24 protein-coding genes and 2 tRNA genes are annotated in these 25,006 nt (G+C 31.0%); 19 read left to right on the top strand and 7 right to left on the bottom strand.

Going from position 1 to position 25,006, the window contains the following annotated elements; all coding sequences use genetic code 11:
• Nucleotides 1-19 precede the first annotated feature (19 nt).
• From purM to ACTF45_RS00675, 3 genes are all read left to right on the top strand, one after another.
• Nucleotides 20-1,063, top strand: a complete 1,044-nt coding sequence (gene purM, locus ACTF45_RS00685; RefSeq protein ID WP_288346953.1) for a phosphoribosylformylglycinamidine cyclo-ligase — start codon at nucleotides 20-22, stop codon at nucleotides 1,061-1,063.
• Between the two features lie 133 nt (nucleotides 1,064-1,196).
• Complete coding sequence (locus tag ACTF45_RS00680; RefSeq protein ID WP_288346955.1) at nucleotides 1,197-1,814, top strand: histidine phosphotransferase; 618 nt, start codon at nucleotides 1,197-1,199, stop codon at nucleotides 1,812-1,814.
• 16 nt (nucleotides 1,815-1,830) lie between these two features.
• Entirely contained in the window at nucleotides 1,831-1,992 is a 162-nt protein-coding gene (locus ACTF45_RS00675; RefSeq protein WP_288346957.1) for a hypothetical protein, read from the top strand.
• A 314-nt stretch (nucleotides 1,993-2,306) separates the two neighbouring features.
• Here ACTF45_RS00675 and ACTF45_RS00670 read toward each other — a convergent pair.
• Nucleotides 2,307-2,377 (bottom strand) — tRNA-Cys (locus tag ACTF45_RS00670).
• A 9-nt stretch (nucleotides 2,378-2,386) separates the two neighbouring features.
• Here ACTF45_RS00670 and ACTF45_RS00665 point away from each other — a divergent pair.
• Complete coding sequence (locus ACTF45_RS00665) at nucleotides 2,387-3,649, top strand: lipid-A-disaccharide synthase-related protein (protein WP_288346958.1); 1,263 nt, start codon at nucleotides 2,387-2,389, stop codon at nucleotides 3,647-3,649.
• A 33-nt stretch (nucleotides 3,650-3,682) separates the two neighbouring features.
• Nucleotides 3,683-3,949 (top strand): hypothetical protein, encoded by a 267-nt coding sequence (locus ACTF45_RS00660; RefSeq protein ID WP_288346959.1) that lies wholly within the window; start codon nucleotides 3,683-3,685, stop codon nucleotides 3,947-3,949.
• Here the strand turns inward: ACTF45_RS00660 and ACTF45_RS00655 are convergent, their stop codons facing one another.
• A complete protein-coding gene (locus ACTF45_RS00655) occupies nucleotides 3,950-4,591 on the bottom strand; it encodes a ribonuclease D (protein ID WP_288346961.1) in 642 nt (213 codons plus the stop codon).
• 168 nt (nucleotides 4,592-4,759) lie between these two features.
• Between ACTF45_RS00655 and ACTF45_RS00650 the strand changes: the two genes are divergently transcribed.
• Nucleotides 4,760-5,320 carry a cofactor assembly of complex C subunit B gene (locus tag ACTF45_RS00650; protein WP_288346962.1) on the top strand — a complete coding sequence of 187 codons (561 nt, stop codon included), beginning with the start codon at nucleotides 4,760-4,762 and terminating at the stop codon, nucleotides 5,318-5,320.
• Between the two features lie 29 nt (nucleotides 5,321-5,349).
• On the opposite strand, the gene hemF is transcribed toward ACTF45_RS00650, so the two are convergent.
• Nucleotides 5,350-6,378, bottom strand: a complete 1,029-nt coding sequence (gene hemF / locus ACTF45_RS00645) for an oxygen-dependent coproporphyrinogen oxidase (protein ID WP_288346964.1) — start codon at nucleotides 6,376-6,378, stop codon at nucleotides 5,350-5,352.
• A 161-nt stretch (nucleotides 6,379-6,539) separates the two neighbouring features.
• Between hemF and ACTF45_RS00640 the strand changes: the two genes are divergently transcribed.
• The 8 genes from ACTF45_RS00640 (at nucleotide 6,540) to ACTF45_RS00605 (ending at nucleotide 16,958) form a co-directional block, all read left to right on the top strand.
• Nucleotides 6,540-7,607, top strand: a complete 1,068-nt coding sequence (locus ACTF45_RS00640) for an Mrp/NBP35 family ATP-binding protein (RefSeq protein WP_288346966.1) — start codon at nucleotides 6,540-6,542, stop codon at nucleotides 7,605-7,607.
• A gap of 5 nt (nucleotides 7,608-7,612) precedes the next feature.
• Nucleotides 7,613-8,881, top strand: coding sequence for a rod shape-determining protein RodA (gene rodA / locus ACTF45_RS00635; RefSeq protein ID WP_438949171.1), 1,269 nt, complete (start codon nucleotides 7,613-7,615; stop codon nucleotides 8,879-8,881).
• A complete protein-coding gene (locus ACTF45_RS00630; protein ID WP_288346970.1) occupies nucleotides 8,881-10,251 on the top strand; it encodes a sensor histidine kinase in 1,371 nt (456 codons plus the stop codon). The genes rodA and ACTF45_RS00630 overlap by 1 nt, the downstream gene beginning before the upstream one ends.
• A 112-nt stretch (nucleotides 10,252-10,363) precedes the next feature.
• Entirely contained in the window at nucleotides 10,364-10,786 is a 423-nt protein-coding gene (locus tag ACTF45_RS00625) for a photosystem I reaction center subunit II PsaD (RefSeq protein ID WP_011133206.1), read from the top strand.
• Nucleotides 10,787-10,845: 59 nt separating this feature from the next.
• On the top strand, nucleotides 10,846-12,366 hold the full coding sequence (locus tag ACTF45_RS00620) for an anthranilate synthase component I family protein (RefSeq protein ID WP_288346973.1): 1,521 nt from the start codon (nucleotides 10,846-10,848) through the stop codon (nucleotides 12,364-12,366).
• Entirely contained in the window at nucleotides 12,367-13,485 is a 1,119-nt protein-coding gene (gene gshA, locus ACTF45_RS00615) for a glutamate--cysteine ligase (RefSeq protein ID WP_438949170.1), read from the top strand.
• A gap of 53 nt (nucleotides 13,486-13,538) precedes the next feature.
• Nucleotides 13,539-16,508 (top strand): phosphoenolpyruvate carboxylase, encoded by a 2,970-nt coding sequence (gene ppc, locus ACTF45_RS00610; RefSeq protein ID WP_288346977.1) that lies wholly within the window; start codon nucleotides 13,539-13,541, stop codon nucleotides 16,506-16,508.
• Between the two features lie 3 nt (nucleotides 16,509-16,511).
• Nucleotides 16,512-16,958: an N-acetyltransferase gene (locus ACTF45_RS00605; RefSeq protein ID WP_438949169.1), complete on the top strand. Its 447-nt coding sequence runs from the start codon at nucleotides 16,512-16,514 to the stop codon at nucleotides 16,956-16,958.
• 11 nt (nucleotides 16,959-16,969) lie between these two features.
• Here ACTF45_RS00605 and ACTF45_RS00600 read toward each other — a convergent pair.
• Nucleotides 16,970-17,043 (bottom strand) — tRNA-Arg (locus tag ACTF45_RS00600).
• A 25-nt stretch (nucleotides 17,044-17,068) separates the two neighbouring features.
• Between ACTF45_RS00600 and recF the strand changes: the two genes are divergently transcribed.
• Both recF and speD read left to right on the top strand, forming a co-directional pair.
• A complete protein-coding gene (recF, locus tag ACTF45_RS00595; RefSeq protein ID WP_438949324.1) occupies nucleotides 17,069-18,205 on the top strand; it encodes a DNA replication/repair protein RecF in 1,137 nt (378 codons plus the stop codon).
• Nucleotides 18,206-18,257: 52 nt separating this feature from the next.
• Nucleotides 18,258-18,686, top strand: coding sequence for an adenosylmethionine decarboxylase (gene speD / locus ACTF45_RS00590; RefSeq protein ID WP_438949168.1), 429 nt, complete (start codon nucleotides 18,258-18,260; stop codon nucleotides 18,684-18,686).
• 15 nt (nucleotides 18,687-18,701) lie between these two features.
• Here speD and larE read toward each other — a convergent pair whose 3' ends face one another.
• Nucleotides 18,702-19,526 carry an ATP-dependent sacrificial sulfur transferase LarE gene (gene larE, locus ACTF45_RS00585; protein ID WP_438949167.1) on the bottom strand — a complete coding sequence of 275 codons (825 nt, stop codon included), beginning with the start codon at nucleotides 19,524-19,526 and terminating at the stop codon, nucleotides 18,702-18,704.
• 109 nt (nucleotides 19,527-19,635) lie between these two features.
• Between larE and ACTF45_RS00580 the strand changes: the two genes are divergently transcribed.
• Nucleotides 19,636-20,796 carry a cob(I)yrinic acid a,c-diamide adenosyltransferase gene (locus ACTF45_RS00580; RefSeq protein WP_288348172.1) on the top strand — a complete coding sequence of 387 codons (1,161 nt, stop codon included), beginning with the start codon at nucleotides 19,636-19,638 and terminating at the stop codon, nucleotides 20,794-20,796.
• A gap of 13 nt (nucleotides 20,797-20,809) precedes the next feature.
• Here the strand turns inward: ACTF45_RS00580 and moeB are convergent, their stop codons facing one another.
• On the bottom strand, nucleotides 20,810-21,958 hold the full coding sequence (gene moeB / locus ACTF45_RS00575; RefSeq protein WP_438949166.1) for a molybdopterin-synthase adenylyltransferase MoeB: 1,149 nt from the start codon (nucleotides 21,956-21,958) through the stop codon (nucleotides 20,810-20,812).
• A 286-nt stretch (nucleotides 21,959-22,244) separates the two neighbouring features.
• Here moeB and ACTF45_RS00570 point away from each other — a divergent pair, with 286 nt between their 5' ends.
• Nucleotides 22,245-22,610: a CAAD domain-containing protein gene (locus ACTF45_RS00570; RefSeq protein WP_011133196.1), complete on the top strand. Its 366-nt coding sequence runs from the start codon at nucleotides 22,245-22,247 to the stop codon at nucleotides 22,608-22,610.
• Between the two features lie 7 nt (nucleotides 22,611-22,617).
• Here the strand turns inward: ACTF45_RS00570 and ACTF45_RS00565 are convergent, their stop codons facing one another.
• Nucleotides 22,618-23,496 (bottom strand): fructosamine kinase family protein, encoded by an 879-nt coding sequence (locus ACTF45_RS00565; RefSeq protein ID WP_288348169.1) that lies wholly within the window; start codon nucleotides 23,494-23,496, stop codon nucleotides 22,618-22,620.
• A 4-nt stretch (nucleotides 23,497-23,500) separates the two neighbouring features.
• Between ACTF45_RS00565 and crtD the strand changes: the two genes are divergently transcribed.
• A complete protein-coding gene (gene crtD / locus ACTF45_RS00560; protein WP_438949165.1) occupies nucleotides 23,501-25,006 on the top strand; it encodes a C-3',4' desaturase CrtD in 1,506 nt (501 codons plus the stop codon).

Below are 25,006 nucleotides of genomic sequence, written 5' to 3'. Positions count from 1 at the left end.
ATTCTATCATTTTTATTTTATGGATTACAAAACATCAGGCGTTGACATAAAAGCTGGAAGAGAATTTGTCTCAGAAATAAAGCAATCTGTCGAATCAACATATTCATCTAATGTTTTGGAGGGGATTGGAGGATTTGGCGGTTTATTTAAAATCCCTCTTGAGGGTTTAAAAAAACCCGTCTTAGTATCAGGAACTGATGGTGTTGGCACGAAATTAGAATTAGCTCAAATCAAAAACTTTCACTTTGAAGTTGGGATTGATTTAGTAGCAATGTGTATGAACGACATTATTACAACTGGGGCAAAGCCGCTTTTTTTTCTTGATTATATTGCTACAGGGAAGCTTGAAAAAAATCAATTATTAGAAGTTATTAAAGGTATTGCACATAGTTGTCGAGAAAATAACTGCTCTATACTTGGAGGAGAAACTGCCGAGATGCCAGGATTTTACTCAAAGAATAAGTATGATTTAGCAGGATTTTGTGTTGGAATAGTTGACGAAGAAAAATTAATTAATGGCAAAAAAATATGTGAAAATGATTTGATAATTGCATTACAAAGTAACGGAATTCATAGTAATGGATTTAGTTTAGTTAGAAAAATAATTGAAAATAACAATCAAATTGATAAGCAATTTGAAAAAAAATATAACTTAGATTTTTATGATGAATTATTAAAACCTACAAAAATTTATTTTAAAATTGTAAATCAAATTTTATCTCAGAATATTCAAATAAAGGGAATGTCGCATATCACTGGAGGAGGAATTCCTGAAAATTTACCAAGGTGTATGTCCTCTGATTTTATTCCTTACATAGATAAGAAATCATGGAAGATTCCTGTTTTATTTGAATTTTTAAAGGATGTAGGTCAGATTCCTGAAAAAGATTTCTGGAACACTTTTAATCTTGGGGTTGGATTTTGTTTAATAATTGATAAGAAATATAAGGATAAGATCTTAAATATTTGTAATGCGTTTGATGTATCAAGTTGGGTCCTAGGAAAGGTTCTCAAGAAAGATAATTCAAAAGAGAATAATTTTTTGCCTGAAATAATAATTTAAATCGTCTGAATAAAATTTTTTGAGAAATTACAAATCAGATTTATCTACACAAATGAAAAAGTTAGGTGTAATATAATAAAACCACCGCCGAGTTATATCGGAGATTTTAGTAAGTAGATTTAACTTTAATTCAATGCCCTTTGAAAATAATCAAAGAATAACACGTAGACGTAGCTCAGCTGGACCTACACCTCCTAAAAGACCAATAGGTAATAATTCAGATTTTAACGGGCGTCAAAATCAAGGCCCCCGTCCAACTTTTTTAACTTTAAGGGATCATGGAAAGGTTTTTGTTGCTGATTTACCAAATCTATCTGACGGACAATTAGCTCATATAAGTAAAGAAGCTAATGAGGTTTTAAATAGTCTTGAGAAAAGGCTAAGTGATATTGAGAATGACTCAGGTTCTACAAATTCTGAAAATGATACTTTGATAAAAGCCTCTACTAAAAGAGATGTAACACTGAGATTTATCAAATCAATAGAAGAAGAACAAGAACATAGAAAAAATAATCCTGCGTTAAGAGATGCTGCTTCTGAATCATTACCAAGAACTTTTCTTGAGGTTGCAAGACATAGATTGCCTGGGGCAACTTTTGATTCGCTTCTTAGAGAAGCACTTGAGGCTTGCGCTGTAGATGAGAACCCTAAGGAAAGCGAAGTTGTTGATGAAGAACCCAAAGAATCTGTAAAAATTATGGATATACCCTCTTCTAACGCTAATCCTTCTTTTGTTGTTAATATCGATTAAAACCAAAAATAAGATAATGGAAGCTTATGAGCTTAACCATAAATCGATAAGTGATAAAACCAAAAAAGAATCTCGAGTTTCTCTAGATAAAGAAAAGATTTTGTGTAATCACTGTAAAAGGACTGCTTCGAATGGTATACGTTGTTTAGGTATATGTGTTGCTGATAATGACTATTAGAAAGATTAATGTAAAAAAACGATTACTAGATTCTCTTTTTTAGCATATTTAATTTTTTAATTATCTTCTGAAAGAATAAAAAAATACAATACTTTTATTATCCTAGAATCTAAAGGTGATATCTCTTTATGACTTGAAAGCTTTCTCAATGGGCTATTAATGGGATAATAAAAATAGGTTCATAAAACCCGATAATTTATCAAGTAACTTATCTTCCATACAATTCAGCCTGAAGGAATTGAAATACGAAAATCGCTACGAAAAACTTCAGTTCTTTGAAAGCTTTATAGCGGATACTATAACTGATTTGAAAAAGGCGGCACCCAGATTCGAACTGGGGATAAAGGATTTGCAATCCTCTGCCTTACCACTTGGCCATGCCGCCGATAGAGAAATGATTCAATCACATAATGATCTTACCAGTAGCGCGTCTCATTCTGTATTAATTATATGTAATGGACATGGGGAAGATGTTATCGCATTAGAAATAATAAAAAGATTCTTAAAAAAAATAAAAATTAAAAAAGTTGAAGTTATGCCATTGGTTGGCAATGGTAAGATTTTTGACTGCATAAAATCCAAGAATTTTAGCAAAATTGGTTATCTCAAGGAATTACCAAGCGGAGGTTTTAGTAATCAAAGCTTAAAAGGATTTCTTCTTGATTTTTTTGCAGGGTTTTTAGTAGATGCTTTTAAAAACTTTTTACTTGTAAGAGGCAAGTCAAAAGATAATTATAAAATTATTGCCGTGGGTGATTTGTTGCCTTTATTTTTTGCGTGGATTTCAAAATGCGAATTTAGTTTTGTCGGTATGCCTAAAAGTGATCATACATGGAGTAACGGACCTGGATGGGCATTGAGTGATTTTTATCATAAATTAAAAGGCTCTGAATGGGACCCTTGGGAAATTTTTCTAATGAGGTCTCCTAGATGTAAAAGTTTAATAATGAGAGATGAAATTACAGCAAATAATTTAAATAAAAAAAAGATTAGTGCCAAATATTTTGGGAACCCAATGATGGATTTTGTAGATACAAAAAATGAAAATATTTCTAATATTATTATGTTTAATAGGTTAATTTTAATAATAGGAAGTCGATTCCCTGAAGCTCTAAATAATCTTGATATTTTTTTAAAATGTTTAGAAGATTTAAAAATATCAAATGATTTGATTATTCTTTTGCCTCTAAGTATTAATGCAAATGTTTTTACGATTAAGCGTCATCTATCTAATAATGGTTATTTGGAAGAAAAAAATGTGAATTTTTTGGTTGGTGAAGATTCAGTTTGGAAAAATAAAGATAAATATATTTTGTTAGGCAAAAGTACTTTTAATCAGTGGGCTAATATGGCCTGTGTTGGATTGTCAAATGCAGGCACTGCTACAGAACAAATAACTGGCCTTGGTATACCCTCTATTTCTATTCCCGGCGCTGGTCCTCAATTCACAAAATCATTTGCAAAAAGACAATCTAGATTATTAGGAGGAAGTGTATTAGTTTGTGATAATAAAAAAACTCTTATTGATAATTTAGAGGTTTTACTAAATAAAAAAGATTACAGAGTAAAACAAGTAAAAATCGGAATGAAAAGAATGGGTAAAAGGGGGGCTAGTAAAAAAATTGTGGATCATATAAATTTAAATTTGTTAACTTGATCAAGTAATATTTAAAAGGTTTTATAAATTTTTATGTATCCTATTAATGATCGTCAATATATAGCAACATGCTCTGAGATAGCTAAGTTACTCAGTGTAAGTTTGTCCTCAGCCAAAAAAAAAGTAGAAATTCAAATTGCAAAAAAAGGTTCTAAAACTATTGAAGAAAAAAGACAAGTTGCACAAGATCTTTTGAAAACATGTGAAAATGATAATGGAAACAAACTAAGTTCATCTAAAATACTAGATAAACTTATGTCGACTCTAGAAAATGAAGATAATTTTATAACTGAAGATTAATTAATGTTCAAATATATTCGAGAATTTTAATATATCTAATTCAGAATGAACTGGAATAGTCTTAAAACATTTTTGAGCCAACTCATATCTTCCTTCTCTATCAAGAATAACCTTTAATTTGTGCATTGCCTCAATTAAATATCTAACGTCGTTCGCAGCATAATCAATTTGCTTATCAGATAAATCTTCCGAGCTTCCCCAATCACTACTTTGCGAACTTTTATCTAATTCTACTTCTAGTAATTCATTGATTAAATCTTTTAAGCCATGTTTATTTGTGTAGGTCCTTGCTAATTTACTAGCTATTTTTGTACAGAAAATATTTCTTGTATTTATTTCAAGATTACATCTTAGAGCTGCGACATCAAATCTGGCATAATGAAATATTTTCATTATGTTTTTATCTTCAAATAATTTTTTTATATTGGGTGAATCTGAGTTGTTAAGTTCTATTTTTATGCATGCAGTCAAATTTAATTCATTACATATTTGTATTAAACAAAGTCTATCTCTTCCATGTATCAATCCCATTGCCTCAGTATCTACAGCTAAATAAGATGAGTCCTTGTATAAATTATATAAATCAGTATTTATATCATTATGGGAAAAATTTATTTTTTTATTTTTTTCATCATTATTCATAAGAATTAACGATAATTTATTTCAATTTTTACTTTACATTATTTTCTAATTTTGTGATTAAATTTTTTCTAAGGATTTAAAGTAAATTTTTAATCATAAAAAATTTAAATTTATATTATGATAAATTCTGAATTAGACAAAATAGTTAATATTATTAGTTGTGTATAAATGACTTATTCTCTTAATTCAACATTATTACTTACAATTCTTCTTGCAATAGGTTTATTTTTTTTCCTAAGAGCTTCAAGTAAGGATAGAACGACAATAGTTGAAATAACTTCCTCTCAAAAACCTATAGAAGTTTTAAAAGTTATGTACGAATGGCTTGATTTAAGAGGTTGGAACCAGACAGGTGGAGATTTTGATCAAAGAATTTTAATATTTAAAGGCCAAGTTATATCTAGCAAATTTTTAGCAATTTTTTTAGGTTTGCTTGGTGGGTTTGGATCCTGTGCTCTAGGGTTAGTAATTATTCAAATTTATCCAACTTTGGGATGGTGGCCTATTCTTTTAGGTCTAATTGGAGGTCCTTTATCAGGAATGATTTATTTTAAGAAATCAGCTAGGGAAGAGAAATTTGAATTGAGATTGATAAGTAGTGAAGATAATAAAGAAATGACGTTAATAAGATTAAGAGCTCATAGAGATGAATTAATATCTTTAGAAAATGAATTAAGAGATAGGCTCAAATTAAAAAGTGATGGTTCTTTGTTTAAAACACCAATTTAGTCAAATTTTCTAAATTGGTTTCAAGCAATTTAATCAAAAATATTATTTTCCATACAAAATTTTTCTAAATTTTTATCATTTTGCCAATCCTGAGGTTTTGTGAAAATTTTTGTGAGATAGTCTTCTCTAGAGCCTTTTTGGGCTTTATACCCATATTCCCATCTAGCCAATGGTGGTAATGACATTAATATAGATTCAGTTCTACCATTTGTTTGTAATCCAAAAATTGTTCCTCTGTCCCAAACCAAATTGAATTCTACGTATCTTCCTCGTCTATATAGTTGAAATTCTCTTTGCTCTTTTGTGTAGTTTTGGTTAACTCTTTTTTCAATTATTGGCTGATACGAATCTAAGAATGCTCCACCGCAATTTTCTGCTAATGAAAATAAATTATTCCAATTTAAGTTTAATTCTCCAATATTAATAGATTCTTTATAAGCCTTACTCTCTTTATTATCACCTTTATAAATTCTGCCAGAACCATCTTGATAATCATAAAAGATGCCTCCAATACCTCTAGATTCATTTCTATGTTTTAAAAAGAAATATTCATCACACCATGGCTTAAATACCTTGTGGAGATTTTTATTCACTTTTTCACAGGCATTACAATGTTCTTTATGAAAATTTCTTACGTCAGTTAAATATGGATAATATGGCGTTAGGTCGGCACCTCCACCAAACCACCAAACTGGTCCTGCTTCAAAATAACGATAATTAAGATGTACTGTAGGTATAAATGGATTTTTAGGGTGTAAGACCATCGAAGTGCCAGTCGCAAACCATTCATGGCCTTTAGCTTCTGGTCTTTGTGAGATTATCGATTGAGGTAGTTCTTTCCCATGTACTTCTGAGAAATTCACTCCAGCTTGCTCAAAAATTGAGCCGTTTTTTAAAACTCTTGACCTTCCCCCTCCACCTTCTTCTCTGAGCCAAGATTCTTCAGTAAATTTAGCTTTTCCATCAATATTTTCTAGGCCTTTGCAAATATTATCTTGTAACTTGAGTAAGAGATTCTTCGTTTTTTCTCTTGAATTCTTAGGTGGTTCTTTAGACATTTATTTAACTTGATATTTGAAGAATAAAAATTTTGGTTAATTAGTAGTTTCCCTTTATAATTTCGTTTAAGGGGGTGGTAATTTCTTATTATTCGATAGTTCGACATAGTTCTTAATCTTTTAAAGAGTCGACTAACCTATAAAAACATTTAAAAATTTTGATGACTACAGTCGAAGATGCTAATTATTCATTATCAAAGATTCTAGATTCTGGATCAAAGAAAAATCTTATTGAACTGGCCTGGATTAAAAACGTTAGAGTAATTTTACCCAGAATAATAATCACACTATCCTTACCCTCATTTGCAAATTCTCAGAGAGAGCGAATAGTAAAAGAGGTTAAAAATATACTCCTTAAATTTGAGGATGTTAATGATGTACAAATAGAAATTGACAATAACGTATCTCAATCTAATTCTACAAGCGAAAATAATTTACCTGAGTTGAAGAACATTAAAGGCATAAAACATATTATCGCTATAAGTAGTGGTAAGGGGGGTGTCGGTAAAAGTACAATTGCAGTTAATATCGCATGCTCGTTAGCTAAATTAGGTTTAAAAACTGGTTTATTAGATGCTGATATTTATGGGCCTAATACTCCTTCCATGCTGGGAGTTACCGAAGAAAATCCAAAAGTAACTGATGGTAGCGGTAATGATCAAAGATTAATTCCAATTAATAAATATGGCATCTCATTAGTCTCAATGGGTTTTTTGATAGAAGAGGGACAACCAGTTATTTGGAGAGGACCAATGTTAAATAGTATAATAAAGCAATTTCTTTATCAAGTTGAATGGAATAATCTTGACTTCTTAGTTATTGACTTACCTCCAGGTACAGGAGATGCTCAAATATCTTTATCTCAATCTGTTCCTATTTCTGGTGCAATTGTTGTAACGACACCTCAAAAGGTATCTTTGCAAGATGCAAGAAGAGGGTTAGCAATGTTTAAGCAACTTGGTGTTCCAATATTGGGCGTTGTAGAAAATATGTCTGTTTTTATTCCACCAGATATGCCTAATAAAAAATATGAAATTTTTGGTAAAGGTGGTGGGAAAATTTTAGCTGGGGAAAATAATCTACCATTACTTGCTCAAATTCCTATCGAAATAAAACTTGTCAATGATAGTAATAAGGGTGTTCCAATTTCAATAAGTGAACCAGATAAAGAAAGTTCAATTAGATTTAAAGAGTTAGCTCAATTGATTAAAAAACAATTTATTAATTAGTATAAATGTTTAAGGAAATTTCTTTAAAAAACAAAAAGAGATTTTTTGAAAAAAAACAAAAAATTAATCGAAAAATTATTTTTTCACCTTTACTAGTTATCCCTTTAGCGTTAGTTTTTATTTCAAGTATTTTAATAAAAAGTGTACAAAGAGAATTTTTACAATCAGATTTTTTAAATCATCTTTTCACAGGCTTATTAGGTTATTTTTTAGCTATTTTTATTTCATATATACCAATAGAGAGAATTAAAAAATATTTGATTCCATTCTATTTTTGCTCTTTACTTTCATTAATTTTCATCTATTTTTTTGGGATTTCAATTTATGGTGCTCAAAGATGGTTGAGCTTTGGGATTTTTTCTTTTCAACCTTCTGAAGTCGCGAAATTGAGTACTATATTAACTCTTGCTTTAGTGCTAGAAAGGAAGTCTATTACTTCGATAAAAGATATAATATTACCTTTTTTAATTGTAGTCATTCCCTGGTTATTAATATTTTTTCAACCTGATTTAGGGACTTCTCTAGTTTTAATAGTATTGACTTTTGTAATGCTTTATTGGTCCCAAATGCCGATAGAATGGTTTCTCATTTTGTTTTGTTGTATTTTTACCTCTCTATTTTATTTAATTTCTCCAAACTTGCTTGCTCTCTGGATTCCTTTTATGGGTTACTTAGCCTATAGGTCCTCGCAGAAGAAAATCATCTTCTCGATGTTTACATTAGCTCTTCATTCATTAGTTATAAAGTTGACACCTTTTATTTGGGAATTTGGCTTAAAAGATTATCAAAAAGATAGATTAGTTCTGTTCCTAGATCCTAGTAGGGACCCCTTAGGAGGAGGATATCATTTATTGCAAAGTAAAATAGCAATAGGTTCTGGAGGCCTTCTTGGTAATGGTTTATTAAATGGTAAACTTACAAATTTACAATTTATACCTGAACAACATACAGATTTTATCTTTAGTGCGTTAGGGGAAGAATTAGGTTTTTTAGGATGCATTCTGGTTCTTTTTTTGTTTTTTGTTTTGATTGGTCGTCTTGTAAAGGTATCTGAAAATGCCAGAACTCATTTTGAGTCATTAATAATTATTGGAATAGCGTCAACATTTTTATTTCAGATCATTATTAACTTATTCATGACTATTGGATTAGGTCCAGTAACTGGCATCCCGCTACCTTTTATGAGTTATGGTAGGACTTCTTTATTAATTAACTTTATATGCATTGGTCTGGCATTATCTACTTTAAATCGCTCTAGATCATTAAGAAATTAATGAAATCTCTAATAACTATAAAAAAAATTCAAGATTTACTCCTGCAAGGATTAAATACCTCATATGTTGATGACGAAACTTCTAGACGGATGTGGTGGGCCTCTTTAGAAGTTATTCAAAAAGAGTTCCTCTCCCATTCCACTCAAGAAGGAGGATTTTGGGTAGCTTCTCCTTTGCCTGCTCTCACAGATAAAAAATGTCTTGCAAAAATGCAAGGTTGGTTATGGTCTCCAGAAGGTTTTCCATATTTTCAGATGGATAATGCTGGTTTCCTACCAGTAGATCATTCCATAAAAATTAAAGAAGATAGTAATTTTGTTAGGAATTACAAAGTCTTAAATTTAAATACTAAAGATGGTTATGAACCTTTTTTAATAATTATTACTACTAATTTTCAATGTCTTTTAACAATTGCAGGAGAAAAAGACAAGAGAACTTTACTTATGAGATGTGATGAAAGCAGCCTAAAAACTACCATTGAATTGATTGATGCAAAATTGAATCAAGAAAATTATGAAGAGGCAATTAATTTTCGTAATGCAATTAAAAATTTAGGAGATCTGAATATTAATAATGAATTTGAAAAAAGTTTTTGGCCTAGTTTATCAATTAAGTTGGCAAATTTAATTCCTAAATTAAGTGTTCAGAATGCAGTTAAAAATGATGACAAGAATGATCAATTAACGGAGGCAAAGTTATTACAAGCAATTTCTCATGAAGTCAGAACTCCTTTAGCAACTATAAGGACTTTAATAAGCTCTACTCTCAGAAAATATAATATGGACGAATCAATGAGAAACCGTTTAATTCAAATTGATAATGAGTGTAATGAGCAAATAGATAGATTTGGTCTTATTTTCAATGCTGCGGAACTTGTAAGTAACGATATTTCCCCCCCCAATCAGTTGGCAAGAATAAATTTAGGGGAAATTTTTTATAAATTATCACCTGTTTGGAGTAAACAATTAAAACGGCGCGGGATTTCGATAGAAATTGATATACCTAAACAACTTCCCGAAATTTTGAGTGATTCTGAAAAACTAGAATTAATGTTAAGAGGGCTAATTGATAAAAATACTAGAGGTTTAAGAGAAGGTAGTAGTTTAATCTTAGAGTTACGGCCCGCGGGACAAAAATTAAAACTTCAATTAAAGGTAAAAAAATTTGATACGGGTAAACACGAAATTTTTAATACAGAAAATGGCTCTGATATTGGTCCAGTATTAAATTGGAATCCTCAAACGGGAAGTTTACAATTAAGTCAAGTCGCAACTCAAAAATTATTAGCGAGTTTAGGAGGTCACGTTACACAAAGAAGGGATACTGGCTTGACAGTATTTTTCCCAATTGCAGATATAGATCATATTTAAATGCATATTTCTTTTTTACATTTATTAAATAATGTAGAAACTTTTTAAAAAATTAAGAAATTTGTAAAACATGAATGCTAGTTTCTTATAAGAAATAATTTCAAAATTTAGGATGACTGAAACTTTAGTTGGTCAATTTCCAAAGCATATAGGCAGTACTGGGGGTTTATTGAACTCTGCAGAAACTGAAGAAAAATATGCGATTTCATGGAATAGCTCCAAGGAACAAGCATTTGAGTTGCCAACTGGTGGAGCCGCTATTATGCACGAAGGAGATAATTTAATGTACTTTGCAAGAAAAGAACAATGTCTTGCTCTTGGGACACAATTAAGGGGTTTTAAACCTAGGATTGAAAATTTTAAAATTTATAGAATATTCCCTGGCGGAGATATTGAATTCTTACATCCTAAGGATGGTGTTTTCTCCGAGAAAGTTAATGAAGGTAGAGAAAAAGTTGGTCATAATCCAAGAAGAATTGGAGAGAATCCGAATCCTGCAGGTTTAAAATTTACTACCAAAGAAACTTTTGAATAAATTATCAAAAGTTGATATAAGAAACAAATATAATTATAATTTGGACTGAATTTACTAGTATGATCAGTTCTCAAAAAGATAGTTTTTTAAAGGCTTATAAAGAAGGTAAAAATTTTATACCTATTTTCAAAACTTGGCCTGCTGATTTAGAGACCCCATTATCAACATGGCTTAAATTATCAAATAAAGATTCACATGGGGTCTTTTTTGAATCCGTCGAAGGTGGGGAAAATTTAGGTAGATGGAGTATTGTTGCTACTAATCCTCTTTGGGAAGCAGTTTGTCGTGGAGAAGAAACTATTAAGACTTGGAATAATGGAAACAGTGAAAAATATAAAGGCGATCCTTTTGATTTATTAAGAACTTGGACCGAAGAATATAAGTCATATAATATCGATAATTTACCTTATGTTGGTCAGTTATATGGTTCTTGGGGTTATGAATTAATCAATCGCATAGAACCTAATGTGCCTATTAATCCTATAGAAGATAATGATTTACCCTATGGATCTTGGATGTTTTTTGATCAATTAGTAATATTTGATCAAATGAAAAGATGTATCACTGTAGTTGTATATGCTGACACTTCCAGGACATCAGAAACTCATGTTCAAGAAATTTATCAAGATTCGATTTCAAGAATTAATAGAATCAAAGATTTAATGAGTGCTCCAATTAATGAAAAACATGCTCTTAACTGGGATGAAAAAAAAGATTTGAATATTGCAATTTCAAGTAATTGGGAAAGAAAAGAGTTTGAGGAAGCTGTTGTTTCTGCAAAGGAATATATAAGAAAAGGAGATATTTTTCAAATTGTTATTAGCCAAAAATTTCAATCGAAAGTTAAAAGTGATCCCTTTAATCTATATAGAAGCTTGAGGATTGTTAATCCTTCACCTTATATGGCTTTCTTTGATTTTGGATCATGGTACTTAATAGGTTCTAGTCCTGAAGTAATGGTCAAAGCAGAGAAGAATAAAACTAATCAAATTGTTGCAAGCTTAAGACCGATAGCTGGCACAAGGCCAAGAGGTCAAGATGCTGAACAAGATTTAAAATTTGAGAAAGATTTATTAAAAGATCCTAAAGAGATATCAGAACATGTAATGCTTATTGATCTGGGAAGAAATGATTTAGGAAGAGTATGTGAAACAGGCACAGTAGAGGTTAAAGATTTGATGATAATTGAAAAATATTCACATGTAATGCACATAGTTAGTGAAGTTGAAGGTATCTTAAAAAGTAATACTGGGGTATGGGATTTACTTAAAGCATGTTTTCCTGCTGGTACAGTAACTGGGGCTCCAAAAATTAGAGCTATGCAATTAATTAAGGACTTTGAGAAAGATGCTAGAGGTCCGTATGCTGGAGTTTATGGGTCTATAGATATAAATGGTGCACTAAATACTGCGATAACAATACGAACAATGATAGTTCAGCCTTCAAATGATGGAGAATATATAGTTTCTGTTCAGGCTGGTGCTGGGATAGTTGCAGATTCCTCTCCTGCGAATGAATATCAAGAGACTATTAATAAAGCCAAAGGTATATTAATGGCATTGGCTTGTTTGGATAGATAAATGCATAATGATAATTTATATAAAGGCTTTGAAGTAGAACTCTTTACTGGTTCTCAAAATAATCATGTTGGAGTTTCTGATGATATTGAAAAAACGTTTTCGAATTTTGTCAAAGAGCCGGATAACAGAAATGTTGAGTATATTACGAATCCAGAAAAAGACTATAAAGTCAGTTATAAGAATTTATTAGAACCTAGAAAAAGTTTAAGGAAATGGTTAAACAAAAGAGATTTAACAATAATCCCTTCATCTACATTATGTTTTAAACACAATAATCAGTTTCAACGTTCTGATAAAAATAATGTTTATCATCAATTTATTCAAGATAACTACGGTATATCAATCGCCACTTCCAGTGTTCATATAAATTTAGGTATTGATAACTTAGATAAACTTTTTGCAGCTATCCGACTTGTAAGGTGTGAGGCTTCTTTGTATTTATCAATAAGTGCAAGCTCTCCTTTTTTAAATAATAAACTTACTAATAATCATTCACAGAGATGGATTCAATTCCCTAAAACACCAAATAAGGTTCCTTTTTTTTACAATCATGATGACTATATAAAATGGATTGAAGAAAATATTAAGAATGGAAATATGTACAATATTAGACATTTTTGGTCTTCTATTCGCCCAAATGGACCTCAAAGGCCTCATGTTTTAGATCGTCTTGAATTAAGAATTTGCGATTACATCTCTGATATTGAGTTATTGTTGGCAATAACAGCTTTACTTGAACTTAGAGTCATTTATTTATTCGAAAATCTGAAGACTTTAGATCCCTTAAATACTAGTAAGTTTTCTATGGATCAATTAACAAAAATATGTGATCTAAACGAAATTAAAGCTGCACAAATGAGTCTAGACGCTGAATTGACTCATTGGAAAGATGGCAAGAAAATGATTTGTAGAGAATGGATAAAAAATGTATTAGCTGATTTATCTTTAACTGCAGAAAAGTTAAATATGACTCATCTTTTGAAACCTATTTATAAAGTTCTTGAGGAAGGAAATCAATCTATGAAATGGATAAAACAATATAAAGAAGGATTGTCTATTGAGGATATTATGAAATTCACTGCTCATAAGATGATTCAAAGTGAAGAAGAAAGTATTTAATAATATAAACAAATATTTGATCCCAATATATTTACTTATGACATAATAATTATATGGAATCTATGAAACAGTTTAAAAATAATAATGTGGATCTTATAAGCAACAATGATCCGTTGGATAAAAATCGTGTATTGATAGAAGATTTGTGGGAATCTGTATTGAGGGAAGAATGTCCAGATGATCAAGCAAATCGTTTAATACAGCTGAAGGAATTAAGTTATTCAAATCAAGTTGAAGAATGTAGTTCCAAAAATTTTAAAACTGAAATAGTTGATATTGTTAATTCTATGGATTTAGCTGAATCAATTTCTGCAGCCAGAGCTTTTTCATTATATTTCCAGCTAGTTAATATTTTAGAACAAAGAGCGGAGGAAGATAGATATATTCAAAGCTTTACTAATCAGAATGTTAAAAAATCACAAGAAAATCTAGACCCATTTGCTCCTGCTTTAGCAAGGCAAAATGCTCCCGTAACATTTAAAGAATTATTCTTTAGGCTTAGAAGATTAAATGTCCCCCCAGGAAAACTAGAGGAATTACTACAAGAAATGGATATCCGATTAGTTTTTACCGCACATCCTACAGAGATAGTTAGACATACAATTAGGCATAAGCAAACAAGAGTAGCTAATCTGCTGCAAAAAATACAAGTTGAAAAGTTTTTAACAATTGAAGATATTAAATCTCTCAAAATACAACTAAAAGAAGAAATAAGACTTTGGTGGAGAACAGATGAGTTACATCAATTCAAACCATCAGTAATAGATGAAGTTGATTATGCACTACATTATTTTCAACAAGTGCTCTTTGATGCGATGCCTCAGTTAAGAGGGAGAATTTCTTCAGCCCTTACTGAAAATTATCCAGACGTTCAGATGCCAACTGAATCTTTTTGTACATTTGGATCTTGGGTAGGCTCTGATAGGGATGGGAATCCATCAGTTACTCCTGAAATTACTTGGAGGACTGCCTGTTACCAAAGACAATTAATGTTAGAGAGGTATATCAAAGCGACCTCTAATCTTAGAGATCAACTAAGCGTCTCAATGCAATGGAGTCAAGTAAGCTCATCTCTTTTGGAATCACTAGAAACCGATAGGGTTAAGTTTCCTGAAATTTATGAAGCAAGGGCAACAAGATATAGATCAGAGCCTTATAGATTGAAATTGAGTTATATTTTAGAAAAATTAAGATTGACTCATGAACGAAATAATTTACTAGCTGAAGGCGGATGGAAGTTATCTTTAGAAAGGGAATCTGATAACAAAAATTTAGAGCTGGTTGAAAAATTACATTACAAGTCTGTTGCTGAATTTACTTATGACCTAGAATTAATAAAAAATAGCCTTAATAGTACAGATTTAACTTGTGAGGCCGTAAATAAATTATTAACTCAGGTACATATTTTCGGCTTTTCTTTAGCAAGTTTGGATATACGTCAGGAAAGTACTAGACATAGTGATGCAATACAAGAATTAACTAATTACCTTGAGTTGCCAAAACAATATGATCAAATGTCTGAAAAAGAGAAAATACAATGGCTTAATGAGGAATTAAATACCAAAAGGCCCTTGATTCCCTCTGAAGTTAACTGGAATAAAAGTACTGAAGAAACTTTCTCAGTTTTTAAAATGGTCAAAAGATTGCAAGAAGAATTTGGAAGTCGTATTTGTCATTCATATGTTATTTCAATGAGTCACAGTGCATCTGATTTGCTTGAAGTCCTTCTTTTAGCAAAAGAGATGGGACTAATTGATCAAGGTTCTCAAAAATCGACATTGTTGGTCGTCCCTCTGTTTGAAACTGTTGAAGATCTGCAAAGAGCTCCTGATGTAATGGAGCAATTATTTCAATTAGATTTTTATAAGTCATTATTACCAAAAGTTGGAGAAAGTTTTAAACCTCTCCAAGAGTTAATGTTAGGTTATTCAGATAGCAATAAAGATTCAGGATTCTTATCTAGTAACTGGGAAATTCATAGAGCTCAAATTGCTCTTCAAAATCTTTCAAGCAAAAATAATATACTTTTAAGACTGTTTCACGGTAGAGGAGGTTCCGTAGGAAGAGGAGGAGGTCCTGCTTATCAAGCAATATTGGCTCAACCAAGTGGGACGCTCAAAGGAAGAATAAAAATTACAGAACAAGGAGAGGTTTTAGCTTCTAAATATAGTCTTCCTGAATTGGCATTATATAATTTGGAGACTGTTACAACAGCGGTTATTCAGAATAGTTTGGTTAACAACAGACTTGATGCTACACCAGAATGGAATGACTTAATGACTAGGTTGGCAGAAACATCTAGAATCCAATATAGAAAATTAGTACATGAGAATCCAAATTTGCTAACTTTTTTTCAAGAGGTCACTCCAATCGAGGAAATTAGTAAATTACAAATATCAAGTAGACCCGCAAGAAGGAAAAAAGGCGCAAAGGATTTATCAAGTTTAAGAGCAATCCCCTGGGTATTTGGCTGGACACAGAGTAGATTTCTTTTGCCAAGCTGGTTTGGAGTGGGTACGGCTTTATCTGTAGAATTAAAATCAGATCCTGAGCAAATTGAATTACTTAGAGTACTTCATCAAAGATGGCCCTTTTTTAGAATGCTCATATCTAAGGTAGAAATGACATTATCTAAAGTTGATTTAGAAGTAGCGAAATATTACGTTGACACACTTGGGAGTAAAGAAAATTCAAAGTCGTTTGAGGAGATTTTTGATGTTATCTCTAAAGAATATAATCTTACTAAATCCTTAGTGCTTGAAATAACTGGTAAAAATAAGCTTCTAGAATCAGATAGAGATTTAAGATCATCCGTTAACTTAAGGAATAAAACCATAATTCCTTTGGGATTTTTACAAGTCTCACTTTTAAGAAGACTTCGAGATCAAACAAGACAACCTCCAATTAGTGAGTTTATTGAGGATAGGATTGAGTCTAAAAGAGCTTATAGTCGTAGTGAATTATTAAGAGGAGCACTTTTAACAATTAATGGAATTGCGGCAGGCATGAGAAATACAGGATAATCATTGCAATATTTTTCCCAAAAAAAACTAATTCTTCCAGAGGGTTATTTTATCAATTCTTCACAAGTTCCAACTGCTAAGGATTTAAATAGACTTTTGGTAAATAGTGGTTGTGAGTCATTCCCAATACAAAAGTTATCTCTTGCTATTAAAAGTAGTAATTTTTTCTTCACGATTCAAAACGAATCTAAAAATAATCTTTATGGTTTTGTAAGGGTCACATCAGATAGAGGACTCAACGCTAACTTATGGAATTTATGCGCTGAAAAAGGCAATAATCAAAATCTTTTTTACTCAATATTACTTCAAGTGACCCTTGAAAAAATAAATAGGGAAATGCCAGGATGTAGTATTTCTGTTCAAGCGCCAGTAACTTCATTTAAAAGTTTAGAAGAAAGTGGATTTATACTAGATCCGAATGATATTAGAGTAATGAGCTTTAAACTTTAAATCTTTTATTACGAGCATGGAGGGAGTCGAACCCCCGACTCTCAGAACCGGAATCTGATGCTCTATCCAACTGAGCTACATGCTCTAAATTTTTCAATTTCTTTAAAGAAATTCTAAATAGTTTAAATTTAGCTAATTTAACTAAGGAATGCATTAAAAAAATTTTTTTAAATAACTTAAAAATTTATAATTTTCGAAATCATAAAAGTTTTGAGGTCGACCTTAATGAGCAAAGAGCTATCGTTCTTGGTTGTAATGGTGTTGGTAAGTCAAATTTACTGGAATCTGTCGAAGTTCTTAGTCAATTAAAATCTAATAGAGCATTAAGTGATAAAGATTTAATAGAAAATGATAGCGACATGGCCGCTATTTTTGGTCAAATTGATTTCACTGATAATTTGAAAGTTAATTTATTTAGGAAAGGAGCTAAAAAGATTTATGTAAATGATTCTTTATTGAAAAAACAGACTGAAATACAAAATTATATTAGGAGTGTATGTTTCTGTTCTAATGATATTTATATTGTCAAAAGTGAACCTGGTTTCAGAAGATCTTGGATTGATAAAGTTGTATCTCAGCTTGAACCAGTATATGTAGAGCTGATTCATAGATTTAATAGACTTTTAAAGCAACGAAGTCATTTTTGGCGTTCAGAAAGCTTTCAAAAAGATATATCTTCAGAAGTTATTGAAAGTTTTGATATTCAAATGTCATTAATTAGTACAAGAATTTTTAGACGTAGAAGGAGAGCTCTATCAAAAATTAAACCATATGTTGAATATTGGCATAATCATTTAAGTAAATCCAAAGAGCAAATTGGTATAAATTATCTTTCTGGTTTAGAAAATATCAATCAAGAAGAAGAAGAAGTTATCAGTAAGAAAATATTGGAACAACTACAAAAGCAGAGGCCGTTAGAGGCGGTGACTGGTAAATGTAATTTTGGTCCTCATCGTGATGATATAGAGTTTCTGATTAATAATATCTCTATAAGAAAGTATGGCTCATCTGGTCAACAAAGGACTTTTATTTTGGCTTTAAAAATGGCCGAACTGGATTTATTACGTAATATGATTGATTTACCTCCTATTCTTATATTGGATGACGTTTTGGCTGAGCTTGATATCACTAGACAAAATTTATTACTGAATTCTGTAGGAAAAGATAGTCAATGTTTGATAAGTGCAACGCATTTGGATAAATTCAATAAATCTTTTTTAAGCTCTTCGCAGATGATATACTTATAATTAAAAATTTTATAAGTTTTAGTTAATCTATAAACTCTAATACAATTAATTAATGGAAGTTCCCAAAAAAAATCAAACTTTCACAGCATTAAATGATAAGAAGCAATTAGTTAATAATAGTAAGCATTTTTTGTTAGAACTTTATAGATGTGATTACGAAAAATTGAATGACGAATCTTTTTTGCGTTGTACTTTAAATAATGCTGCCAAATTAGCTAATGCAACAGTTTTGAATCTAATAAGTAATAAATTTGAACCTCAGGGTGTTACAGCAATTGCTTTACTAGCTGAATCTCATATGTCAATACATACATGGCCTGAAGCCCATTATTCTGCAGTTGATATTTTTACATGTGGTCAAAATATGAAGCCAGAAATATCATGTAAATACTTAATTCAAGCTTTCATAGCTAAAGAACATCTTTTGCGTATAATTGATAGAAATCTACCTTCAGAAGTCCATAGTCAATTAAAAAAATAAATTAAATTTTGAAACTTATCTATTTAGCTTGCCGCTTATTAAACCCTCAAGATCTAAGCTTGTACAATTAAATCCTAGATTAGAGAAATAGTTAACTAATTCATTAAAATCATATTCTTTACAAAATATTTGTAATTCATTTTTGGGAATCTCAATTCTTGCTGTTGCACCATGACATCTAACTCTGACTTCTGATATGCTCCCTTTCTTAATATATTCTTCAGCTTTTTCTACCATGTTTAGTCTTTCATTTGTAATTTGATTTCCATAAGGAAATCTTGATGATAAACAAGGTTGAGCAGGTTTATCCCACCAAGGGAAACCTAAAGCTTTTGATATATCCCTTATATCTTTTTTTGTAAACTTAAATAATGCTAAGGGAGATAAAACTCCTGCTTCTTTAGCTGCTTGAATCCCAGGCCTGTAATCGTCAATATCGTCAAGATTAACTCCGTCACAGACAATTTTGTAATTAAGTTTTTTAGATAAAAATGTAGTGTGTTTGTGAAGCTCTTTTTTGCAAGCAAAACATCTATTTTTAGGATTTTCACTATAACTAGATTGATCTAATTCTGAAGTCTCAATTTCTAAATGTTGTATTCCAATCCATCTTGCTTGAGTTTTTGCCTCTTCAAGTAATGTTTTAGTTAATGCGGGGGAAACTCCAGTAATTGCAATAGCTTTGCTTCCTAATTGCTCAAATGCCAAAGAGGCTACCAATGTACTATCTACTCCTCCTGAATAGGCAACACAAACGCTATTGAGATTTTTGAAAAAGTTTCTAATTTCCTTGAGTTTTTCACTTTGTTCATGAGAGAGGATTTCAAGTTTATAGAACATACGACTGTTATTAAAAATTAAATTAAGATATACATAGGTTGAGTTTATTATTAAAGTTTTAATAATATTATTAACTATATCCTAGATTAAATTTACTAACTTTTCTCAATTGACAAACACTGGTAGAAATAGAGGTATTGGTATTGTTACCGCAAGTGACAGTAAAGAAAGATCCAAAGGTCAATTACATATTTACGATGGGGAAGGAAAGGGAAAAAGTCAGGCCGCCTTAGGAGTGGTACTTAGAACAATAGGTTTAGGGATATGCGAAAAGAAACAGTCAAGAGTTTTATTGCTCAGATTCTTAAAAGGTCCTGAGAGGTCATATGATGAAGACTCTGCAATAGAAGCATTACAAAGAGGTTTCCCTCATTTAATAGATCATGTGAGAACTGGGAGATCTGAATTTTTTAATGCTGATCAAGTTACAAAATCGGATATTACTGAGGCTGAGAGAGGTTGGAATATTGCTAAAGGAGCAATTGCTAGTTCCCTTTATTCTGTCGTTGTTCTTGATGAATTGAATCCTGTTTTAGATTTAGGGATGCTTAATATTGAGGAAGTGGTTAATTCTCTTCAAAATCGACCTGAAGATTTGGAAATAATTATCACAGGAAGATCAGCACCCTCTTCACTGATATGCATATCTCAACTTCACTCAGAAATGAGATCATGCTTAAAAGGGGATTTAAATAAATCTCATAGAAAAATGAATAACCCCGCTGGTATTGAAGTTTATACCGGCGAAGGTAAAGGCAAATCCACGAGTGCATTGGGTAAAGCTCTGCAAGCTATTGGCAAAGGAATATCTCAAGATAAAAGTCATAGAGTTCTAATATTACAATGGCTAAAGGGTGGTAATGGTTATACCGAAGATGCTGCAATAGAAGCGTTGAGAGAGAGTTACCCACATTTAGTCGACCACCTACGTTCTGGGAGAGATGCCATAGTATGGAGGGGGCAACAACAGCCAATTGATTATGTTGAAGCTGAACGAGCTTGGGAAATTGCAAAAGCGGCTATTTTGAGTGGTCTATATAAAACTATTATTTTAGATGAATTAAATCCAACTGTTGATTTAGAACTTTTACCTGTTGAATCTATATATCAAACTCTCATAAAAAAACCTGCAGATACAGAAGTTGTTATTACTGGGAGATGTAAAAATGAACCATCATACTTTGAACTAGCAGATGTATATTCTGAAATGGTTTGTCACAAGCATTACGCAAATGTTGGAGTTGATTTAAAGAGAGGGGTGGATTATTAGTTTTTTTTAATAATTAACCTATTATTACTTTATTGATTTTTTTTATTCCCCCTTCTATTGATGTTGAGGAAATTTTAAATTTCATCAAAATTTTTGATGCTTTTTCTGAACGTTTTCCTAATTGACACAATGTGAAAATTTCTTTAAATAAACTTTCTTGTTTAATAAATTCTAGGTGAGACTTTTGTTTGAGATTATTGATGGGTATAGATATAGAACCTTTTATAGAGCCTTTATTAAACTCTTCTTTTTCTCTAACATCTATTAGAAGTATTTTATTAAATTTTGCTTTGTATAAAGTATTAAATTCTTGAGCGTTAATTTTCTTGATTTTAATATTATCTTGGCATTCATTATCTTTGTAAAAATCTTCAAATTGAGAAAGGTTTTTAATATTTTTATTTAACTTGTCAGATTTTAAATTTAAAGTTTTTATATTCATATTTAGTAGGTCAAAAATCATAATCTTGCCGTCAAGAATCTCTCCTTTATTTAGAATAATTTTTATTATTTCATTTACTTGTAAAATCCCTATAAGACCAGTTGAAACTCCCACAACCCCAAACTCTTCACAACTTGGGATATTATTTTTTACGGGAGATTCTGGTAGTAAGTCTCTTAAATTAGGACTCTTTTTATTGAGATTAAAGACACTTATTTGGCCCTCAAAACCCTGAACACTTCCAAAAACTAAAGCCTTATTAAGTATTAAACAGGCATCGTTTATTAAATACCGAGTACCAAAGTTATCTGAACAATCACAAATAATATCAAAGTCTTTAATGATTTCAATAACATTTTCGGAGTTTATTCTTTTATTAAATGTTGTTACTTCAATATTAGGATTAAATCTTTTAATTCTTTCTTGGGCAGAATTAATTTTTAAATTTCCAACCGTATTTGTTTCATGAATAATTTGTCTTTGTAGATTCGACTTTTCAACTTGATCATTATCAACTATTCCAATTCTTCCTATTCCTGAAGCGGCAAGATAAAGTAAAACTGAAGAACCCAGTCCGCCTGCTCCAATACATATTACTGAACTATTTTTTAGTTTTAATTGCCCTTTAAATCCTATTTCTTTTAGAGTTAAATGTTTTTTGTATCTTTCCTTTTCATCTAAAGATAAGAAATCAGAATTTAGATCAGTTGATATTACCATTTTTATTATAAAAAATAATCTATGAAAATATAATAATTTAAAAAATTATCTTAGTCTTTTTATTTTTTTATGTTGATGAAGTTTTTAAGTGCTTTTTGTTAGAACAAGATGATATTGTGAATTTTTTTAAATTCAAATTTGGGGTTAAATATCTTAAAACTTTCCTATTATCAATGTTTATTTCAGAATACAAAATGTTTCGGTTCGGAATTATGCATAACAAAAAGGTAGTCAACAGACAATTTTTCCGATACTGTCTGGTTCATATATTAAGTTGACTGAATTCATGAGTGATAACACTCCTGAGTCAAATCAAGACTCCGGCTCCGAAACAAACTCAGAAAGTAAAAGCTTTTCAGAGAAGTATTCTGATGTAATGGGAAAAATCAATGAAACACTTGGAACTATTGATTGGACCCAAATGGGAAAGTATGGTAAAGCAGCGGGCATAATTGCCGTTGTAGTTATCGCTCAAATAATAATTAAAGTTATTATTGACACGATTAATTTTTTCCCGATTCTACCTGGCCTTCTAGAATTACTAGGAGTAGTCGTTGTAGGTCAATGGAGTTGGCAAAATCTCCGTACAAGTGAAAATCGTGAAGCAGTTCTAGAGAAGGTCCAAAATCTCAAAAAAACATATTTAGGATAAATTTAGTTTACATACTCAATATATTCCTGATGTAGCTTTGGACTTGATGACAATATGAACCACCAAACATATTGGCATGATTTAATATGTGATAAAAATTATAAATAATAGTTCTTCTTTCAGATCCTTTTTTAATTGGAACAATTTTATGATAATTTTCGTAAAATTCATTTCGAAAATTACCAAATAATCTTGTCATAGCAATGTCTACTTCGCAATCTGCCCACCAAGATGCAGGGTCAAATATTACACCTTTATTCATAAGAGTTACTCCGATATTTCCCGACCATAAATCACCATGAACAAGTGATTTCATCGGTTCATGGTCAAGTAGTACCGATTCTATTTTTGACTTTATTTTATTTTTAATATCAATTTCTAAAAAATCTTTTTCTAAGATTGCTAATTGAGGTTCAATTCTTAAATTAATAAAACATTTAATCCAATCCTTTTCCCATCCTTTTATTTGATTTGTGGTTCCTATAAAACCATGAATCGGATATCCAAAACTTGGTTGATTAAATTTATTTGATTCAATATGCATCTCTCCTAAACCCCTTCCTAATTTTTCCTGATCACTATTCTTCATATCTATCCATTCCAATAATAAAAGTTCTACATTATTAACCTCTAAGTAGGTAATGATTTTAGGAACGATTAAGTTTTCATAGTTAAGATATTTTTGTAGATTATTAAGGCAAGATTTTTCAAATTCGAGAAATCTTCCTTCTCTTGCATTTCTTTTAAGAAAGAATTTAGCGTTTTTAAATTTTATTTGCCACGACTCATGAATATCTCCCCCCAAAACTTGTTTTATACTTTTTGGTGATCCTTCACCTAATTGATAACAAATTTCGTTAAGTTCGATATGTGGTATTTTTTGCATTTTAATGTCAAAGACTGAAATTGTTGTTGTTGGTGCTGGTATAGCAGGGCTAACTTCTGCGGCAATTTTATCAAAACTAGGGCTTTCAGTGACTTTGATTGAGTCGCATACTCAATCGGGAGGTTGTGCAGGAACCTTTAAAAGAAAAAGATATATTTTTGATGTTGGAGCAACTCAAGTCGCTGGTCTGGAAGAAGGGGGAATACACTCTAAGATTTTTAAATTTTTAGATATTCCTCTTCCTGAAGCATCCATCTTAAATCCAGCTTGCATTGTTGACTTAAAAGATGGCAGCAAGCCAATTCCTATTTGGTATGACAAAGATGAATGGATTAAGGAGAGGGAGATGCAGTTCCCAGGTAGTCGTCAATTTTGGCAACTATGTAATTTAATTCATCAGAGTAATTGGACTTTTGCTAATAATAACCCTGTATTACCCGTCAAGAATTTTTGGGATTTTTCGCAACTTCTTAAAGCATTAGTTCCAACGAATTTAGTTACAGGAATATTGATTAAATCTACTATCTTTGATCTTTTACGTTTTTGTGGATTATCTAATGATGAAAGATTAATTAAGTTTCTTAATTTGCAATTAAAGCTTTATTCACAAGAAGATGTTTATAATACTGCAGCTTTATATGGTTCTACAGTGTTGCAAATGTGTCAAAAACCACATGGTTTATGGCATTTAAAAAAATCAATGCAGGCTTTAAGTGATGCTTTAGAAGATTCATTAAAAAAAAGGGGAGTTAATATTGTTTTCGGGCAAAAAGTAAATTCCATTAATTTTGATTATGTAAAAAAAAGTTGGAAAGTTTGTGCATCATCTAAGCAAGAGAAGATGGTTTACTTCGCCGATGATGTAATTTATACACCTCCTCCACAATCTCTTTTGAAACATCTAGAAAATCCTCTAGATAATAATTATAATTATAAAAAAAGAATACAAAGTCTTCCTGATCCAAGCGGTGCGTTAGTCTTTTATTCAGCTTTAAAAAAAGAACATATTAAAGTAATCTCTTCCAATCATTATCAGTTTGTTTCAAATGAATTAGGGTCACTTTTTGTATCCATAAGTGAGGAGGGAGATGGAAGAGCTCCAAAAGGAGAGATTACATTGATAGCAAGTCTTTTTACAAAAACGAACGACTGGTTTAGTTTAGATAAACATGACTATATAAAGAAAAAAAAGGAGTATTTACAAAAAATATCAACGGCACTTCAAAACCAATTTGATATTGCTTCTGAAAATTGGCTTCATAAGGAATTGGCTACTCCATTAGGATTTGAAAGGTGGACTAATAGGCCAAATGGGATAGTAGGTGGTCTAGGTCAAAATCCTGATATTTTTGGATTATTTGGGTTATCAAGTAGAACTCCTTTTAAAGGTTTATGGTTATGTGGCGATTCTATTTATCCAGGAGAAGGGACAGCGGGTGTTAGTCAGTCAGCATTAATGGTTGCAAGGCAACTTTTAGCTTCTAAAGGAATTAATGATTTTTATTTATAA

It is taken from the genome of Prochlorococcus sp. (assembly GCF_965655815.1).
GTDB lineage: Bacteria > Cyanobacteriota > Cyanobacteriia > PCC-6307 > Cyanobiaceae > Prochlorococcus_A > Prochlorococcus_A pastoris.
Note: the sequence above shows the minus strand (reverse complement) of the source record. Positions and strands in the feature narration are given on the sequence as shown.